We start from the raw sequence: 16,868 nt of genomic DNA on the forward strand, positions 1-16,868 counted from the left end.
ATTATTAAGTGGTCAACATTGTATAGGGATCTTTGAAATGGAAAACATGACACACACTTGTGAGCGTACTATACCTACTGCCCATCAGAGCGGGTTACAGTTAATTTATTCTAAACTGGCGGCTTGGAGAAGGAACTATAAGACACGTCGTCACTTGAGAGAGTTACCAAAGCACCTTTGGGACGATATTGGGTTAGGTGAAAGGGAGATTAGTTGTGAAGTGAGTAAGCCATTCTGGAGAGAGTAGTTTATGAGTTTGATTCAAGCTCAAAGTTAAGTTGCACTCCCCAATGGTGTTGAGGAGTGCAAGCAAAATTACAAGTCTTCTTCCCACACGACCAATTCATCTTTTGGCCAATTGTGGCCTATCTCATGATACTTTTGTTCGAGCACATGACGTTTAATTTTAAGCGTTGGCGTCAGTACGCCATTTTCTATACTCCAAGGTTCTTTAATCATTAACACACCTTTGATTTGCTCATGAGAGGCGAGTTCTTGATTCATCCTGGCAATAACTTTACGTGTGGTACGTGCGTATCGCTCTCGATCAAAGTTAGGGAAGTCATGTGGCACAACCAAAAGAATCGGAGCGGGTAGCCCTAAACCGATGAGACACATCATCTCTACGCGACTGTACTCGAAAAGCTTTTTCTCGATAGGAACCGGAGAGACAAATTTACCTTTGGCGGTTTTGAAGTTATCTTTTTTACGGCCTTGAATCGTTAGATAACCATCTGAGTCGATAGCGCCGATATCGCCTGTGTGTAGCCAGCCCTCTGAATCAAAAGACTCTTGGGTGGCAATGTCATTTTTGTAGTAGCCAGAAAATAGCCCTTTGCCACGCACCATGATTTCATCATCAGCTGCGATTTTTAACTCAATGCCTGGTCCTGCATTACCGACACTACCGATTTTGTCAGCTCTAAATGGGTAGTTGAGCGTGCTGTAGGCAAATGATTCCGTCATCCCCCAAGCCTCTGTGATATCAAGGCCCACTGAGTGGTACCATTCCAACAGCGCTGGCGAGACAGGTGCAGAGCCACAGCCTAATACTCGAGCCTGATCTAAACCTAGACCATCTGCTAGCTTTTTCTTGATCAAAGAATTGACGAATGGGATTTTCAACAGAATATTGAGCTTCTTCTGTGGAAGTTTGTCTTGAATACGTTGCTGGAATAGCGTCCATAATCGTGGGACGGAGATAAACAGAGTTGGTCGGTGCATCTTCACATCTTCGATAAAAGTGTCCAGTGACTCTGGAAATGCTGTTGGCACGCCACCCATAATCGATGAACCGAAGATATAAACACGCTCTGTAATATGAGCGAGCGGTAAATAAGAGAACAATCGGTCGTTTTCTTGGATACCAATATGATTGATCAGTTGCTGAACAGACCAACTGAATGCGCCGTAAGTTAGCATCGCGCCTTTCGGTAACCCTGATGTGCCTGAGGTATACACCAACGACATTAGCTTGTCATCGTAATGCTGCGGACGCTCTTTACTTGGCACTGCATCAGCAATGAGCGCTTGGTATTCGTGCTTACACTTTGGTGCCGTGTCATAAGGTAGAGCGATGCTAATGAGTTCAGGCATAGCATCAATGACTTGCTGAGTTGCTTTGGGATCATCGAGTTTTCCGCCAATGATCGCTTTACTTTCACTATGAGTCACACAGTATTCGATGGTGTCTGCACCGGCGGTAGGAAAGATTGGCACACTGACATAGTCACCAAGCATCATAGCAAGATCGCAAATAAACCATTCTGCACAGTTTTTAGATACTAATGCGACTTTGTCGCCAGGCTTTACACCAAGTGAGCGTAGTGCGCTGACAAGTTTTAAGGCTTGATCTGCAACATCAGAGAATGTGTACTCAACAAATTGTCGGTTAATAATTTGTTTTAGGTAGACCTCATTTGGACGCTCTTGAGCCCATTTGAGGATCATTTCATTTGGTGGTGGGAGAGCGCAACCAGCAGCGCTATTTAGATTCGGCTGATTCATTTTAAGTGACTCCATGTCTTCTCATTGTATTTATAATTGTTAACGCATTGTTAACTTTAGCATGTTAAATCGCGACACGGGAATGCATTTTGATGAAATATGTGGGGAAGATAGCGTTAGTTATGGTTGAAGTCGGAGCGACTCGATCTAAAAAGCAATGTGATTGATGCTACGCAAAAGAGAACAGGCTTTTCAGCTGTTATGTCATACCGACTTCATACTAAGAGCACAGGTAAGCAATTTATTTTATTAATAATATTGCGAAAACATAGAATCTATCCTAATTATTTATTAACTAGTGGCTTAGTGTTGAAGATAAGTATAAATGTCTCCTAATTTCTTCAAAGCGCCAAACTTAAAGGTATGTCGTGGTTTTGAAGTAGCTATACTAATCTTACTTTGGAAAGTTAGGAGCTTCACCTCAAGCTATTGCCTGAGATTACTTGGGTACGATCATCAGCAAAAGGAAAGATGTGATGTTACGGAAGACTTTACTGGGTACCTATCTTTGTAGTTTATTCATTGTGGGGAATGCATATGGTGCTGAAGGAGATGATATTCCTCAGCGCGCCCAAACGGTTGGTGATGTTATTGAGCGCCCAGGCGTTCTCACACCTAAAGGTAAATGGTCATTTGATTCGTCTTTGAGCTATACACAAAACTCTTCAAACAAAGTATCTGTTGTTGGATATACAGTCTTACCAACTCTGATTGTTGGGCGAATTGAAGTGAGTGATTCGGATAGGACTACAGTAACCGTTGGATTAACTGCTCGGTACGGTTTAACAAACGCCACAGAGTTAGAAGTTAGAGTGCCGTATGTGTATCGTAATGACCAAGTTTCTACGCGCCCCATTCAAGATGGTTCAAACAGTGAAGTAGTAAACACAACGGTGGATGGCGGAGGGCTTGGTGATGTAGAGTTCGCATTGAGGCACCAGTTTAACTTTGAGTCTGCGCCATACTGGGTAGGTGGCCTTAGAGTAAAGTCGGATACAGGACGATCGCCTTATGATGTTTCTATTGAAGATGGAAGCAACTCATTTAGTGATGTCCCTACAGGTTCGGGTTTTTGGAGTTTTGAGCCTAATCTATCTCTTATTCACCCTGTTGATCCTGCGGTCTTGTTCGCTAGTCTAAGTTATATTTATAACTTAGAGGATACTGTTACAGTTGGCGACACAAAAGCTGATGTTGAACTTGGAGACACTATTTCTCTTTCAGGGGGAATGGGGTTTGCGGTGAATCCTGATCTTTCATTCTCTTTAGGACTTAGCCATAAAACTATTTTAAAAAGCAAAGTAAATGGCAGATCGGCAGATGATGCTAAGTTGCTTCAATTAGATGCATTAACTTTTGGTATAAACTATGCCTTTAGTGAACGCTCATCTATCAATGTTAGTGCTCAAGCTGGTCTTACAGAAGATACTCCCGACTTTCAATTAACAGTACGAGTACCTTTTAATTTGTAAAATGGATATTAGGCCCTTGAGTCTTGGGCCTAATTTATCGTTAGCGCCTAGTGTTCGCATTATAAATTGATTGGATTATATTGGATAAAGTAGGTATATATTCTTAAAATGATGGTGGCCTATTGATATATCTACCTTTCTTTTGGTATGTAATCATAGATATCAGTCGTTTCTAATATCAAAGAAGCTTAACGTGACAATTTTTCAGATAAAAATGGAAATGCTCATTGAAGGTGGTTCAATAAGGCGTCTTCTAATTGTTGGTTTGCTTTGATTTCCCGTATTACCCCATTTACTTGAGCATCAATGTCTACGAGCGTGCTAAGTCCAATAATACTGTTATCTTTCGTGTTTTGAATAATATTGATAATACTTGAATTTATAAAGTCTGAACTTATTATATTAGGATTTTGAGACGAAGGCATTTTGGGTGAATCTATAGAATCATCTCCAATAATATTTCCTTCACCAAATTGTATGATGTTAACAATACCCTGGTTGAAAATATCTCCACTTTGATTTTCACTATTTGCGCTAATGTTTTTTAAATTACCATTTTCAATTACTAAGTTGGCAATGTTTGTGTTCAAAATATCATCGCCATTTATAGTCGTAGTAATGCTTAATCCAATATTAATAATATACTCATCCGTAATTTGGAAGCCACCTCGATATTCTTCTAAAGATAAATTTGAAAGAGGAGTAAGTTCTTGCAGGCCAACATCTTTAGCATTCACATTAAAATGAGGTATTAGCATACAAAGCACTAACAAAAATTTATTGTAGTTCATAATGTAGGCCTTTCAGGTTGTTTAGTTCTTAAAGTTATTTAAAACAATGTTATATTAATTTTCACCGGAAACTGGGAGAGTAATGCTAAATACCCCTAAGGAATCTCTAGACACTCCTGTTTTTAATGGTGATCTTTGATATACGGTGAAATTATCATTGGTTATAAAGCTAGACCTTCCCATTTCCGCTTCGTTACGGACCAGTAACACAATTCCTTGGTAATATTTTTCAAACTCATCCAGTTTCATTATCATGGTTCCTCTAGAAGGGTCTCCTAGAATAACTGAGTGATTGTTTATACCTCTGATGACAACAAAATGCATATACCCATCGAAATTAACGAGAGTAATCCCAGGGACGCCGACTTCTTTAATTTTCTCCAATCCTACTTGAAAGCCGTCAGAACGTAACCCTATGGAATCCAAGTAAAACTTCATATCCAACAAAGAAAAACCTTTCTCTTTGATTTTTTCTTTATCACCTTTTTCAAACATGCTTTTGAAGATATCTTGTTCAGATGACTCTGTTGCATAATGAAAAGTGAGAAGAGAAGCCAGGGCGGCAGAGCCACAGCTGAAGTCATACTGTTGGCGAAAAACATCACCGAACACTATTTCTTTGTAGCTTTTAACAGGAACAGAGTAATGTGCTCGGTAAGGTAGCAGTTCTAATGAAATGGCTGATGCTGAATAAACGAGCATCAGCCAAATTACGTTATTTAATACTTTCATATTGTTTACTTGAGTGTCAGGTTAACGACGGTAGAGTTCTGGATTAAAACGTTGTTTCCGCTGTTCTGAATTACGTTGGATATACCCGAACTGTCTGCGAACGCTCCACTTGATAGTATATTGTTACCACTCACGGTGTTTGACGCGACATTATCTGACGAAATACCATTGATATCTGATTCTGCATAAACCAAGTCGAGTTCAACATTTTGTCCACCTCTTGATTCATTCATGATATCCAAGCTAACTTCTCCGCCAGATAATGCAATGTCATCAGCGAGTGCAGTGCAGGCAACTATCATACTCAAAGTACAGATTGCCAAACGCATCGCTTTCTCCTACTAGTCGGTTACTCACCCCCAGTAAACACACTTGCATTAGTTGTAACAGATTGTTGTACAAGTGAATTTGAACCAGCATTCTGACCAACGGTAGTAATACCAGCCGCACCACCAAGACCACCAAGGGTGTTCATGTTTTCAACTCGAACTCGAGTATCATCCGCGTTAGTTGCATAAATAACTGATGCACCTGTAACACCACCCATTAGGCTTGAGCTCGCAACAACCATATCTGTATCCATATGGACTTGATTGAAGCTATCAACATTTGTTGAGCTCGAGTCACTTTGATAGTTACTATTGTCGTTAAAGCTGTTCGAGTTTGTTGTGCTTGAATCAGCGTAGCTACGGTTATCACTCTGGTTACGGTTGTCGCTTTGATTACGATTATCGCTGTTATCGTTAAAGCTACTGTTGATACTAGAGTCACTGTTGTCGTTGTTGCTACGTCTTACAGTAGTACTAGAGTCGCTGTTGTCGTTGTGGCTTCTATTTGTGTTAGTACTTGAGTCACTACTATCACTATTTAGGCTCACATCAAGATCAGCACTGGTACTGTTGTCGTTAGCGTTAGACGTACTATTGTCGTTGTGGCTTTGAGCTGTGTTAGTGCTCGAGTTTGAGTTGTCGCTGTTGTTATTAAAGCTGTCATCAACACCAAGAGTTGCACTGTTGTCAGTGTCGCTGTTGTCGTTGAAGCTATGACCAATACCTAGTGACGCACTATTATCGCTGTTGTCGTTGAAGCTATCACCAACACCGAGAGATGCGCTATTGTCACTGTTATCATTGAAGCTGCCAGATAAACCGATATCGGTATTAGCGCTGTCAGTCCATTGCATGTTGTCGTCTCCATCATCGATCTCATTCGCGATTAGAGAGCCACTAAATAAAATTGCTGACATTGCTAAAGCAAGCCCTGTTTTGTTTAGAGTCATAACGATTACTCCATTTCCTGTTATTCCTGATTAAAAATGACTGCACTTAACTTCTTGCTGCTTCCTTCAAATGTTGTGGGAAGCGATGAAATTATAAGAAAGGATCAGTGAAAGCTGTTCTCATTATTGAGAATGATTCAGGCTGGAAGGGAGTATTTAGGTACGTCTATTTAAAGTATTAAAGAAAAAAATAACATAATCATAATGTTATTTTTTGTATTTACTTTAAGTACTCATCAAGTATGAAATGAAGCCAATATAAAGAAGTAATTTGTTCTATTGCACTGAGCGGAGCAGTCATCCATTTTTTATAAATGGCATTTTATCCAATTATTATCTTTATTATTTAATATTATAAATCATATCCTTATGCTAACACAGGTTGAAAAGTATGGATAAAAACACAACAGGTTCATACTTTTTAAGTCTTTTTCGGTGCTGAAAAGCAATGCGATATCATTCTGAAGTGCTATATTTTCTACTTAAAATGAAGATAAATTCTCTTTGCTGCCTCCAATTAATTTTCTAACGGGGGTTGGTGAAACAGGTAAGTTAATGTGGTGGGACTATGGAAAAGAAGCACTTGATACTGCTAGCTGAGAGTAATTTACAAAGTAACTTAATAAAAAAACAGCTGTCTTCCATTCATGATGTCGATGTAAAGATAATGCAACCAGATGAAGTGGTGTTCAGAAGTCACTCACTCAGTATCGATTTGATGTTTATTGATTACGATTTTATGCGTCAGCTTGAAGTACAAGGAAAGTTACCAGATTTTGATCTATTTGGGTGGTCCTTTATGCTTCACAACGTCCCTTGTGAAAAAGTACAAACGGACTTACTGCATTGGAAGTTGTTAAAAGGAATTTTGCTCCGAAGTGCATCAGTGACACATATATGTGATGGCGCGGAATACGTACTGAAAGGTGGGTTGTGGCTACCAAGAATGTACCTAGAGAAGTTAGTCCTCAATTATCGGCATGCAAATTTGTCCGAAGAACAGCAGCATGATGAGTTAACATGCAGAGAAAAACAGATTCTAGAGCTACTTGTGTACGGCATTTCAAATCAACAAATTGCTTCAAGACTTTTTTTATCTGAAAGTACAGTGAAAAGCCATATATACAAGTTGTACAAAAAACTCGATGTCCATTCTCGTCATGATGCAGTTAAGTTGGTAAGAATGAACAATGGCTTAACCGAGAGAAGTTAAGTCATAATTTATGATGCTCTTTTTATCGGGGTCTGTTCCGTTTTCACTATCTAATCTAAGCAAGGGCACTCGTATTTGAGTGCCCGTGGTTTATCTAGATTCAATAGTTGGCGTATCAGCAGGCTACATCATGCCCGTGACAAGGCCTGCTGCCACAAAAAACACGATCATCCATAGTACCGAAAGGTTGAGCTTTTTGTGTAGATAGAAACCCGCAATCACTAACGCCATGTCGATGGGAGCAACAACTGCGCTGCTAAATACTGGCTGGTAAAGTGCCGCGAGTAGTAACCCTACTACCGAGGCATTTACACCGTTGATGGCGCCGGAGACCAGCGGTTTGCCTGCCAGTGCTTGCCAGTTCTTAAGAACGCCAAGTAGTAAAAGAAACCCAGGGAGGAATACGCCAAGCGTTGCGATCAGAGCGCCTAAAATTGGCGTATCCGAAAGCTCATAACCGATAAAAGTAGCAAAGGTGAACATTGGCCCCGGTACAGCTTGTGCAGCGGCGTAGCCTGTTAAAAATGCATCTTGGCTGAGCTGGTCGCCAACAATGTTTTGCAGAAGCGGCAGAACCACATGACCGCCACCAAACACTAAGCTACCAGCTTGGAAAAAATCACTAAACAGCCCAAGCAAAGGTAACGTATGAGCCACTAACGGTAAGCCGAGTAAAAGCATCGCAAATAGAGCTAATGGCGCGATAGACGGTTTAAACGGCTCGGCTGATGGCGCGGAGTCTTTCTTCAGATATCGCATTCCGACAAAACCTGCTGCGATCAACACGAACATTTGCGTCATGATGCTTGGTGCCACCAGCAACGCAATCGCAGTCGCGACGCACAAACCCGCGGTCAGTTTACTTTGGCAGAAGTTTTTGTACATGCCCCAAGTCGCATCCGCCACGACGACGACTGCGAGCAGTTTTAGGCCGTGAACGATGTTTTGGAACACTGCGGTGTCGGTGATTTGGCTGCTCACCATCGCCAGCGCCAACATGATGACCACTGAAGGAAGCGTGAATCCGACAAATGCTGCGCATGCGCCACCTAAACCGCCACGTTTATAGCCTAAAGCAAAGCCAACTTGGCTTGAGCCCGGTCCCGGCAAAAACTGACTGAGCGCGACAATTTGCGCGTACTCGCTGTCATCAAGCCATTTCAGTTTCTCAACAAAGGTTTGGCGAAAATAACCAATATGAGCCGCCGGGCCGCCGAAGCTGAACCAACCCAGCCAGAAAAAAGTTTTGAATATGGTGAACATGTCGAGCCTGTTTATCTAAAAAGCATTGTTGCTAATTTATCGAATGCTCTAAAATGACTCAAATTGATGATTTTAATTTCATCTATGAATGAAATGGGATGAGGATGTTGGAGTGAAAGAGGACATTCAGTGGCGCAACATTGACTTGAACTTATTGGTGACGTTTTCCTACTTGTATCGCTATCGAAGCGTTAGCGTCGCGGCAGAGAAAAGTTACGTTAGCCAGTCGGCGATGAGTCATAGTTTGTCTCGTTTAAGGTTGTTGTTTGACGACCCGCTTTTTGAGCGAAAAGGGCACAAGATGGAGCCCACCGAGCACGCTCACCACATCGCGCCAACTGTGCATCACTTGTTGGATTCTATCGCCAAAGACTTGCTCACTAAGTCTGCCTTCCAACCTGAAAATTACGCGGGTGTATGTCGCATCGGGTTAACGGATTATGCCGAGTTTATCTTTGCTCCTCGGCTTTATGACGAAATACGCCAGCGCGCCCCAGAGGCGCAGATCAGTTTTATTAACGTCAATCGTAGCAACTACGTGGCATTAACTGAGCACGAAAAGCTCGATGTCATTATTGGCAGCATGCCGGTGTTGGATGACAACTTTGAGAGCTTGTACTTGTACACCGAAAAGCACGTGTGCATGTGTGATAAACAGGTATTGCAAGGGGAAACACAGCTGTCTCTGGAAGCGTTCGCGAACATAGAGCAAGCTCTGGTAAGTCCCGATGGGAGCTTAAAGACACAAGTAGACCAAAAGCTTGCAGAACATGGTTTGAGCCGCAAAGTCACCGTGGCGTCGCGCAACTTTCTCACTATTCGGCATCTATTGAAAAAACGCGATCTCATTGCCATCGTGCCAGAAAAAATGGCATTGGCGGAGGGCTTTTCGGACGATCTCGTTACCGTTAAGCCGCCGATCGCCGTTGCGGATTTTGATATTGCCATGCTGTGGCATTCCAGCCGAAACAATGAAGACAAAGGCATTTGGCTACGCGAGTTGGTTTCTTCGACCATCACCTCTAAATGATAAACATTTGGGGCATTCATGGTGCTTAGAGTTATTTGTTGTTGAACTTCTTACTACCCGCTGAGTTATCGGCGTTATACCGAAACAGTACTGATTGAGCAAAATGAGTGTCTTTGGTTGGGGGGGGGGATGTTCCAGATTTAATTCATAAAAGAGATTAATGGAAAAGGTATCATTGAGTTGTACCACGTAGTTTAAGCTCTGTTTGCACGTATACATGAAGAGGTTGTAAGCGTCCATCTCGGTATTTTTCCACCAGTAAGTTCACTCCCTGAGTTCCCATCAACTCAGAGTGAATACGAATTGTAGACAACGGCGGAAAGGTAAAGCGAGCAGTAGGAATATCATTCATACTAATCAACGTAATATCCTCTGGTATCTTTAAGCCAAATTCATGGATTGCACGTACTATGCCAATCGCGATGGAGTCTGAATCAATGAATACTGCTTTCGGGAAGTCACCTTTGGCTAGCATCTCTTTCGCTAAGTTATAACCGGACAAACTAGAGCAGGCACAATAGTGTATATCTTGTTCTGCGACCACGCCTTTTAGATAGCCATAGTCCAAAAACACATTTTCACGAGTGTCAGCTGCGTCGGGCTTGTTTTGACCGCCAATATAACCGATGCGGCGGTAGCCTCGTTGTACAAAGAAATCAACTACTTGCCTACTGATTCGAATAAGGTCGACATCAACGCAATCATAAGGGCAGGTTGGATCTGAAAAGTTTATGTAGCAGATGCTATCGGCTAGACGTTTAGGTAATTTATCTACTACCTTTTGGTCGACATTTCCGACTAAAAGGACACCTGTTATCTTTTTCGTTTCAACATCAATTTCACTGTTATAGCAATTGGTTAGCGTAATACCTAATTTGTCGCATTGCGTTTCAATCCCATGACGAATTGATAAGTAGTAAGGGTCATTTACCTCTGTTTCTTGTTTGTAGTTATATAAGGCTAAAAAGTGATGTTTTTGCTTAGCTTCTTTGATGCCTTTCTTCGAGCTACTGGTGCGGTACTCCAGTTTTTCTGCAATTTCCAAAATGCGGTATTTGGTTTCTTCTTTAACGCTCAACGTTGGGTCGTTGTTCAAAACCCGCGATACGGTTGCAAGTGAGACGCCCGCTTCAATGGCGATATCTTTTAGCTTTGCCATGTAAATTTCCCGTCGGCACTGCTCACTGCCCAAGTGTGAGCTCAATAATCTGACTATTTTAAACAGCTACTTAGAGATGCACAAACCTTTAGTAAGACAGTCCTAAACACTTTAAATCAGCATATCAAGCCAACTTGTTTTCATGAAATACACTCTATTGAGTAATAAATAAAGCCGTAAACGTAAGGATTATATTGCTGTAAAAATACTGAAAAACGCGACTGGTTTGGAAACTTGCTACTTGTGGTAACTCTAGTACTTAATAGGACTCGAGCTGTTTAGAGTTTAATCAAGCAAACGTTTTATTGTTCATGTTTATGTTTTGTGTCTCATTTTATAAACAAATCAATAGGAAAGTATTCAACTCTATTTATAATCTCCGCGCTTTTAAAAGCTGTCTAACAGTATGAAAAATTAGGAAATTATAATGAAAAAAGTATTGCCATTATTGGCTTTAGGTGCAGTGGTTGCTTCAGCATCAGTTCAAGCAAAAGGTAACTGGTATGTTGGTGCTGATTTGGTAAATTCAGATCTTAAAGTTAAAAGCTTGTCAAAAGATTTTTCTGCGACAGGTCTTAGCCTTGCTGTAGGTAAAGAGCTTCAATATTCAGAAAACTTCAAACTAGCTTTTGAAGGTGAGTACATATACTTTGGCGACTTTGAAGAAACATTTTCTTACATGGGGTGGCCGGTTAAATTTAGTGTTGATGCTTCTGCGTTCAATTTCAATGCGAAGCCTAAATACCAATTTGCAGGTACAGGCTTCTATGTTGGTGCGATTGCTGGCCTTGGTGTAATGAGTGTTTCTTATGAAGTGAAATCATCTAGCACTGTTACCGATGATGGTCGTGATGTAGGCTTTAACTACGGTGTTGAGGCTGGTTATGAGTTTTCTTCAGGTTTGGTTGTATCTGGTGGCTACCGTGCTTCTTCGGTAAGTATTGATGCCGAAAACGGTGGCAGCGAAGATTTTGATTTTGACAGCCTGTACGTTGGCGTTGATTACAAGTTTTAAGATCGCGTAAGCAAAACATAGATACTAAAAAGGAGCCGTTAGGCTCCTTTTTTTATTAGATTATCAATCAACTCATAATGGTGATCTTGTACGCCTGCAAGGTTGCCATATTTGGGTTGGTGGCGGTCATTTTCTTTCGCGTGTTGCCAGCCAATGGTGTGACGCACAAAATGCTCTGCAAACGCGTGGGAAACTTCCAAGCAACCTGCCAGTACGGTATCAACATAACTTTGCATGATTGGGCTCTTTTCGCATGGTGGTAGTGGCTCGTCTTTTACGTAAACCCAAATGTCATGTTCTTGGTTAAAACTCGCATCTGTTTCGATTTGATCTGGCTGAAGTTGAATACGATGATAACCTCGCTCACGGCGGTCGAATTCTGCGAGCGCTTCTTCATTTACTTCGAGTAAAACGCCATTAACCTGTCCATCGCCTTGGTTCACCACTAATGGAGAGAGGCTGTAGCTGTCGTCAATCTTCCCCCAGTAGCGAACCAACCCATGTGCTATGACGGGAATGGCTTCTCCCGTTTGTCCGGTTAACTTACGCGACGCAGAATTAATCAAACTGCCATAGCCAAATATGTACATTGTCGTTGCATCCCTTAACTGATAGTTGTGCCTCTCATGTTTATACCTAACCCGCATCTGAAGCACAACTTTACCTCTTAAGTATAATCTTAATTATAAACATGTATTTTTTATACATGTTTATGGTAGCATCAATATGTAGTTGAGTTAACCAGCATCGAGAGACGCTTGAGGGCAAGATAATGCTGAATATCACCGATAAAAAAGTAGAAGAAAAAATCCCCGCATGGCTGCGATTAGGCTTTCGGCCGTTTTTTCTGTTTGGGTCGATTTACGCCATTGTTGCGATTGCGTTATGGGTGTGGATGTTCCAAAGTGGGCCGCCAAGCGCATTGGCCGTGCCTGCATTGTGGTGGCACGTACATGAAATGTTGTTCGGTTTTTCAATGGCCATTGTAGTTGGCTTTGTACTGACCGCGGTACAAAACTGGACTGGCATTAATGGTACCAAGCATTACATGCTTCTGGCTTTATTTGGCTTGTGGTTAGTGCCCCGCATATTGCTTTGGACACCAGCACCGTTATGGTTAACCAGCAGTATCGAAGCGGTATTTTTACTGTTTGTCGCCTATGAGGTGGGCATTCGTGTGTATCGAGCCAAAGGTTGGCGTAATTTGTTTTTCGTTCCACTGTTTCTTTTGGCCATCTTTGCGAACTTTGCAAGCTACGCAACGATAAAAGGTATGCCGCCCTTTAGCTCTTCAGCGGTGTGGCAAGCAATGCTGTGGTGGTTTACCTTGCTGTTGTCAGTGATGGGCGGACGTGTGATTCCATTTTTTACTGCGCGTCGATTTAATTTCGAAAAAGCGCAACCATTGGCTTGGTTAGAGTGGCTCGCGAATTTGCCGTTGGTAATGCTATTTGTGCTGAGCTTTTTCCCTGTGACGTTTGCAGAACTAGGTAGTCCTTTGATGTTGTTTGCAGGTGTTGCTCAGTTGGTGCGTTTTGTTCGCTGGAAACCTTGGTTAACCCTGAGCGAGCCTTTAGTGTGGTCGCTGCATGCTGCGTATTTGTGTTTACCACTAAGCTTAATTTTGCGAGGCGTCTGGGGAGATGCATTTGCCAGCCATAACCTCATTCACCTGTTTGCGATAGGTGCGTTAGGCGGTTTGATTTTAGCGATGATTGCACGGGTGACGATGGGACATACTGGTCGCATGATCTACAAAGGACCAAACATGAGCCTTGCGTTTGCAGCGATTACCGCGGCAGCTTTGGTTCGCAGTTTCGCCGTGATCTTTGACCCAGCGAACATGATGCTGTGGATTGATATCAGCGGCGGATTATGGATTGTTGCGTTTGGGCTATTTGTGTGGCGCTTTGGTGTGATGCTTGTGACCCCTCGTGTGGATGGTCACCCCGGATAAGATTCTAATGTGAGTAGAGAAAAGAGGAGCCGCGTGCTCCTCTTTTGGTTTTTGTTCTTTATAGGTTTAGTGTTTATTCGTCTTCGTCGTCCGCTTTATTCGTGAGCCCCAATCGTTTAAATAGCCACCACTCTAGACCAAAAATGACAATTAAGGCGATGCAGAACCAGGTGAATGCCATGGTGGATTCCACACCTGGCATTCCACCAACATTGATGCCGAGTAAACCTGTTAAGAAGCTGGTTGGTAGAAAAATCGTTGCTACCAAAGTAAACAGATAACTGTTTTTATTGGTTTTCTCATCACGATGATGTTTGATCTCTTCTTGGAAAAGCGCCACTTCTCCAAGATAAAACTCAAGTGTTTCATTTATGCGCGTAATATTATTGTGTGCGAAGCGATATTGATGAGGTCTCAAAGCAATCAATTCTGATTCTGACTCCACAAGATCACGGATAGCGTACTGCTGAGGGCGAATAAAACGCTTGATAGAAATCAGTGCTTTTTGAGTAGCCATATGTTTGTACGTCGACTCATCATTCACATCGAACTGGTTTAGTGTTTCTTCAATCGTATCAAGGTAAATGTCTATTTTACTGTTTAATCCTTCAATGATCTGATGAAGTAAACTGGCAAGACTTTTTGGGCCTTTGTGTTCCGCTAATGCTTGGCGAATCTCCATGATCGCGCGTGATGGAATTTTACGAGTTGAAATGAGTGCGCCTTGAAAGTAGAGAATTCGAATACTAAGCATATCTTCTGGTGATGCATTGCCGTTCATATTGACGCCTCGTAAAATCAACATGAAGTTCTCGTCATCCAAAGGATGGAAAGATGGTCGGCTTTCGTCGGCTAATAGATGATCAACCGTAGCTCGAGGTACTTGGTTCTGCTCCAGCCAACCACGAATATCAGGATGCAGCCGTTCGCAATGGTACCAATGCTTAGCTTGAATTTGCTCTGCCGTGGTGGATTGTTGAGTTGCTTCTGGGGTTGAGAAGTCCCAATGTTCAATCATAAAACCCATTTTCTTTTCCTTGTTTGAGCCGATACCAAAATAACCTCAAGATACTTCTTTCGCGAGAATTGCATTGCCAAACAGAGGCAATACTCTGAGTACGGTACTCTGAAGTCATTGATGCATTATTTTTCAAATGAGTATGATTGTATTTAACGCCAAATGTCTATGAATAGTTGTTCTTATTTGCAATCGAGTGGAGCGCACCAAGGTGTTGTGCTTAAACAACAAAACAAAAAGCCTGCAACTAAGCAGGCTTTATTGTGGGGGAGGGAGGGGAGCTGTTAGCCAACTTGAGAAAGATTAACCACTTTCTGTTGTAGCTTTTTCTTTAAATAGTCCGTTAAGGCCTGTTTTTCTTCCTCGTTCATGTAAAGACCAAGCTTAGTACGGCGCCATAAAATGTCTTCATCGGTCATTGCCATTTCATGGTTCATTAAGTAATCGATCTCACGTTGGTAAACACCACCTGCTTGTGCCGAGAACGTTTGTCCTAAGTCAGCTTCACTTGTTGTACCTTCCATTAAGTTCCACGTTTGGGTACCAAACTGTGTGACATAACGAAGAATCAATGCTTCTGGCGCCCAGGTGTATTTAGCGTGAATTTGTTTAGCTAATTGTTCACGACTACAGCTGAAGTTACCACCAGGAAGGGTTTGGTTGGCAGTCCAGTCTTTACCCATTTCAGGTAGGAACGGAGCTAGCTTTTTCATTGCTGCTTCACCTAACTTACGGTAGGTCGTTAACTTACCACCAAAAACAGAAAGCAGAGGTGCATGGTCGTATTCCGCATCGAGCTCTAGCGTGTAGTCTCGTGTGATTGCTTGCGGAGAGTCAGATTCATCGTCACATAAAGGACGAACACCACTGTATGTCCAAACTACATCTTCGCGAGTCAACTGGTGGACAAAGTGTTGGTTTACGATATCAATGAGGTAATCGACTTCGTCATCTGAGATCGACACTTCGCGAGGGTCACCTTTGTATTCCACATCTGTTGTACCAATGATTGAGAACTTATCTAAGTAAGGAATCATAAATACGATGCGATTGTCTTTGTTTTGAAGGATGTAGGCTTGCGGTTCGTTGTGGATACGAGGAACAACGATGTGCGAGCCTTTGATTAAGCGAATGTTACGAGGAGAGGCTTGCTCTAATCCATCATCAAAGAACTGTTTTACCCAAGGCCCCGCTGCATTGACTAACGCTTTCGCTTTACGTTCGAAACGTTGGTCTGTCATCACATCGTGAATAGTAACGTGCCAGATACCACCTTCACGGTGTGCTTTTTCCACGCGGCAGTAGTTACGCACTTCAGCATGGTTTTCGCGAGCCGCAAGAACGTTCAGTAATACTAAACGCGCATCATCAACCCAACAGTCAGAGTATTCGAAACCCGTTTTCATTTCTGGTTTTAGCAAGCCAGATTTCGCAAGGTTGACGGTTTTACTGCCTTGCAGCGTCGTACGTTTACCCAAGTTATCGTAAAGGAAAAGGCCACAACGAATCATCCAAGCTGGGCGTAGGAATGGGCGATGCGGTAAACGGAAACGCATTGGTAGTGCGACGTGTGGTGCTTTACGAAGAATAACCTCACGCTCTGCGAGCGCTTCCGAAACTAAACGAAACTCGTAGTGTTCAAGGTAGCGTAAACCGCCGTGTATCAGTTTAGAACTTGCTGAAGAAGTCGCAGATGCGAAGTCATTTGCTTCATATAAGCCAACACTCAAACCTCGGCCTGCTGCGTCTGCCGCAATACCAGCTCCGTTAATGCCGCCACCGATTACGATCAAGTCTAAGGTAGTGGATGAGCTAGTAGTGGAAGCATTATTTTGTATACTCATAAATTTGACCTCTTGGTGAGCGAACGAGCATTTTGGAACATAATGTAATCCTAGCTCAGGTTTCGTTTGTGATCATCTATTATTTTCG

The 16,868-nt window shown here is 42.3% G+C and carries 16 protein-coding genes; 6 read left to right on the forward strand and 10 right to left on the reverse strand.

Annotation, left to right across the window (positions count from 1 at the left end; all coding sequences use genetic code 11):
* The first annotated feature begins 46 nt into the window (after positions 1 to 46).
* Entirely contained in the window at positions 47 to 247 is a 201-nt protein-coding gene (locus R7F67_RS05725) for a DUF1127 domain-containing protein (RefSeq protein ID WP_224721253.1), read from the forward strand.
* A 68-nt stretch (positions 248 to 315) separates the two neighbouring features.
* On the opposite strand, the gene R7F67_RS05730 is transcribed toward R7F67_RS05725, so the two are convergent.
* Positions 316 to 2,007 (reverse strand): AMP-binding protein, encoded by a 1,692-nt coding sequence (locus R7F67_RS05730; protein ID WP_025768211.1) that lies wholly within the window; start codon positions 2,005 to 2,007, stop codon positions 316 to 318.
* 476 nt (positions 2,008 to 2,483) lie between these two features.
* Here R7F67_RS05730 and R7F67_RS05735 point away from each other — a divergent pair, with 476 nt between their 5' ends.
* Positions 2,484 to 3,479, forward strand: coding sequence for a transporter (locus tag R7F67_RS05735; protein WP_258660310.1), 996 nt, complete (start codon positions 2,484 to 2,486; stop codon positions 3,477 to 3,479).
* A gap of 224 nt (positions 3,480 to 3,703) precedes the next feature.
* On the opposite strand, the gene R7F67_RS05740 is transcribed toward R7F67_RS05735, so the two are convergent.
* The 4 genes from R7F67_RS05740 to R7F67_RS05755 are packed head-to-tail and all read right to left on the reverse strand — an operon-like array spanning position 3,704 to position 6,281.
* Complete coding sequence (locus R7F67_RS05740) at positions 3,704 to 4,270, reverse strand: hypothetical protein (RefSeq protein ID WP_005380163.1); 567 nt, start codon at positions 4,268 to 4,270, stop codon at positions 3,704 to 3,706.
* A gap of 54 nt (positions 4,271 to 4,324) precedes the next feature.
* Positions 4,325 to 5,002, reverse strand: coding sequence for a C39 family peptidase (locus tag R7F67_RS05745; protein ID WP_033905563.1), 678 nt, complete (start codon positions 5,000 to 5,002; stop codon positions 4,325 to 4,327).
* Between the two features lie 5 nt (positions 5,003 to 5,007).
* Positions 5,008 to 5,331: a hypothetical protein gene (locus R7F67_RS05750; RefSeq protein ID WP_005380167.1), complete on the reverse strand. Its 324-nt coding sequence runs from the start codon at positions 5,329 to 5,331 to the stop codon at positions 5,008 to 5,010.
* Between the two features lie 20 nt (positions 5,332 to 5,351).
* Positions 5,352 to 6,281, reverse strand: a complete 930-nt coding sequence (locus tag R7F67_RS05755) for a hypothetical protein (RefSeq protein WP_005391691.1) — start codon at positions 6,279 to 6,281, stop codon at positions 5,352 to 5,354.
* A gap of 568 nt (positions 6,282 to 6,849) precedes the next feature.
* Between R7F67_RS05755 and R7F67_RS05760 the strand changes: the two genes are divergently transcribed.
* Positions 6,850 to 7,494: a helix-turn-helix transcriptional regulator gene (locus tag R7F67_RS05760; protein ID WP_005380169.1), complete on the forward strand. Its 645-nt coding sequence runs from the start codon at positions 6,850 to 6,852 to the stop codon at positions 7,492 to 7,494.
* 123 nt (positions 7,495 to 7,617) lie between these two features.
* Here R7F67_RS05760 and chrA read toward each other — a convergent pair whose 3' ends face one another.
* Positions 7,618 to 8,757: a chromate efflux transporter gene (gene chrA / locus R7F67_RS05765; protein WP_213872698.1), complete on the reverse strand. Its 1,140-nt coding sequence runs from the start codon at positions 8,755 to 8,757 to the stop codon at positions 7,618 to 7,620.
* A gap of 112 nt (positions 8,758 to 8,869) precedes the next feature.
* Here chrA and R7F67_RS05770 point away from each other — a divergent pair, with 112 nt between their 5' ends.
* On the forward strand, positions 8,870 to 9,787 hold the full coding sequence (locus tag R7F67_RS05770; RefSeq protein ID WP_005380171.1) for a LysR family transcriptional regulator: 918 nt from the start codon (positions 8,870 to 8,872) through the stop codon (positions 9,785 to 9,787).
* Between the two features lie 172 nt (positions 9,788 to 9,959).
* On the opposite strand, the gene ebgR is transcribed toward R7F67_RS05770, so the two are convergent.
* Positions 9,960 to 10,946 carry a transcriptional regulator EbgR gene (ebgR, locus tag R7F67_RS05775; protein WP_213891860.1) on the reverse strand — a complete coding sequence of 329 codons (987 nt, stop codon included), beginning with the start codon at positions 10,944 to 10,946 and terminating at the stop codon, positions 9,960 to 9,962.
* Between the two features lie 427 nt (positions 10,947 to 11,373).
* Between ebgR and R7F67_RS05780 the strand changes: the two genes are divergently transcribed.
* Positions 11,374 to 11,961 carry an outer membrane beta-barrel protein gene (locus R7F67_RS05780; RefSeq protein WP_213901502.1) on the forward strand — a complete coding sequence of 196 codons (588 nt, stop codon included), beginning with the start codon at positions 11,374 to 11,376 and terminating at the stop codon, positions 11,959 to 11,961.
* A gap of 38 nt (positions 11,962 to 11,999) precedes the next feature.
* Here the strand turns inward: R7F67_RS05780 and R7F67_RS05785 are convergent, their stop codons facing one another.
* The gene (locus R7F67_RS05785; protein WP_025768214.1) at positions 12,000 to 12,551 is read right to left on the reverse strand and encodes a gamma-glutamylcyclotransferase family protein; all 552 of its coding nucleotides are present in this window, start codon (positions 12,549 to 12,551) and stop codon (positions 12,000 to 12,002) included.
* 182 nt (positions 12,552 to 12,733) lie between these two features.
* Between R7F67_RS05785 and R7F67_RS05790 the strand changes: the two genes are divergently transcribed.
* The gene (locus R7F67_RS05790; protein WP_017820437.1) at positions 12,734 to 13,918 is read left to right on the forward strand and encodes an NnrS family protein; all 1,185 of its coding nucleotides are present in this window, start codon (positions 12,734 to 12,736) and stop codon (positions 13,916 to 13,918) included.
* A gap of 73 nt (positions 13,919 to 13,991) precedes the next feature.
* Here the strand turns inward: R7F67_RS05790 and R7F67_RS05795 are convergent, their stop codons facing one another.
* A complete protein-coding gene (locus R7F67_RS05795) occupies positions 13,992 to 14,945 on the reverse strand; it encodes a CorA family divalent cation transporter (protein WP_005391702.1) in 954 nt (317 codons plus the stop codon).
* Between the two features lie 275 nt (positions 14,946 to 15,220).
* Positions 15,221 to 16,780 carry a glycerol-3-phosphate dehydrogenase gene (gene glpD, locus R7F67_RS05800; protein WP_017636005.1) on the reverse strand — a complete coding sequence of 520 codons (1,560 nt, stop codon included), beginning with the start codon at positions 16,778 to 16,780 and terminating at the stop codon, positions 15,221 to 15,223.
* Positions 16,781 to 16,868 lie beyond the last annotated feature (88 nt).

The sequence above is a fragment of the Vibrio sp. YT-17 genome (assembly GCF_033337375.1).
Classification (GTDB): domain Bacteria; phylum Pseudomonadota; class Gammaproteobacteria; order Enterobacterales; family Vibrionaceae; genus Vibrio; species Vibrio alginolyticus.

Bases quoted from the DNA above. Each gene is read 5' to 3' on its own strand.
- ebgR (WP_213891860.1), bottom strand. From the start codon at position 10,946: ATGGCAAAGCTAAAAGATATCGCCATTGAAGCGGGCGTCTCACTTGCA.
- R7F67_RS05795 (WP_005391702.1), bottom strand. From the start codon at position 14,945: ATGGGTTTTATGATTGAACATTGGGACTTCTCAACCCCAGAAGCAACT.
- chrA (WP_213872698.1), bottom strand. From the start codon at position 8,757: ATGTTCACCATATTCAAAACTTTTTTCTGGCTGGGTTGGTTCAGCTTC.
- R7F67_RS05725 (WP_224721253.1), top strand. From the start codon at position 47: ATGACACACACTTGTGAGCGTACTATACCTACTGCCCATCAGAGCGGG.
- glpD (WP_017636005.1), bottom strand. From the start codon at position 16,780: ATGAGTATACAAAATAATGCTTCCACTACTAGCTCATCCACTACCTTA.
- R7F67_RS05730 (WP_025768211.1), bottom strand. From the start codon at position 2,007: ATGAATCAGCCGAATCTAAATAGCGCTGCTGGTTGCGCTCTCCCACCA.
- R7F67_RS05785 (WP_025768214.1), bottom strand. From the start codon at position 12,551: ATGTACATATTTGGCTATGGCAGTTTGATTAATTCTGCGTCGCGTAAG.
- R7F67_RS05790 (WP_017820437.1), top strand. From the start codon at position 12,734: ATGCTGAATATCACCGATAAAAAAGTAGAAGAAAAAATCCCCGCATGG.
- R7F67_RS05735 (WP_258660310.1), top strand. From the start codon at position 2,484: ATGTTACGGAAGACTTTACTGGGTACCTATCTTTGTAGTTTATTCATT.
- R7F67_RS05755 (WP_005391691.1), bottom strand. From the start codon at position 6,281: ATGACTCTAAACAAAACAGGGCTTGCTTTAGCAATGTCAGCAATTTTA.
- R7F67_RS05760 (WP_005380169.1), top strand. From the start codon at position 6,850: ATGGAAAAGAAGCACTTGATACTGCTAGCTGAGAGTAATTTACAAAGT.
- R7F67_RS05780 (WP_213901502.1), top strand. From the start codon at position 11,374: ATGAAAAAAGTATTGCCATTATTGGCTTTAGGTGCAGTGGTTGCTTCA.
- R7F67_RS05740 (WP_005380163.1), bottom strand. From the start codon at position 4,270: ATGAACTACAATAAATTTTTGTTAGTGCTTTGTATGCTAATACCTCAT.
- R7F67_RS05745 (WP_033905563.1), bottom strand. From the start codon at position 5,002: ATGAAAGTATTAAATAACGTAATTTGGCTGATGCTCGTTTATTCAGCA.
- R7F67_RS05750 (WP_005380167.1), bottom strand. From the start codon at position 5,331: ATGCGTTTGGCAATCTGTACTTTGAGTATGATAGTTGCCTGCACTGCA.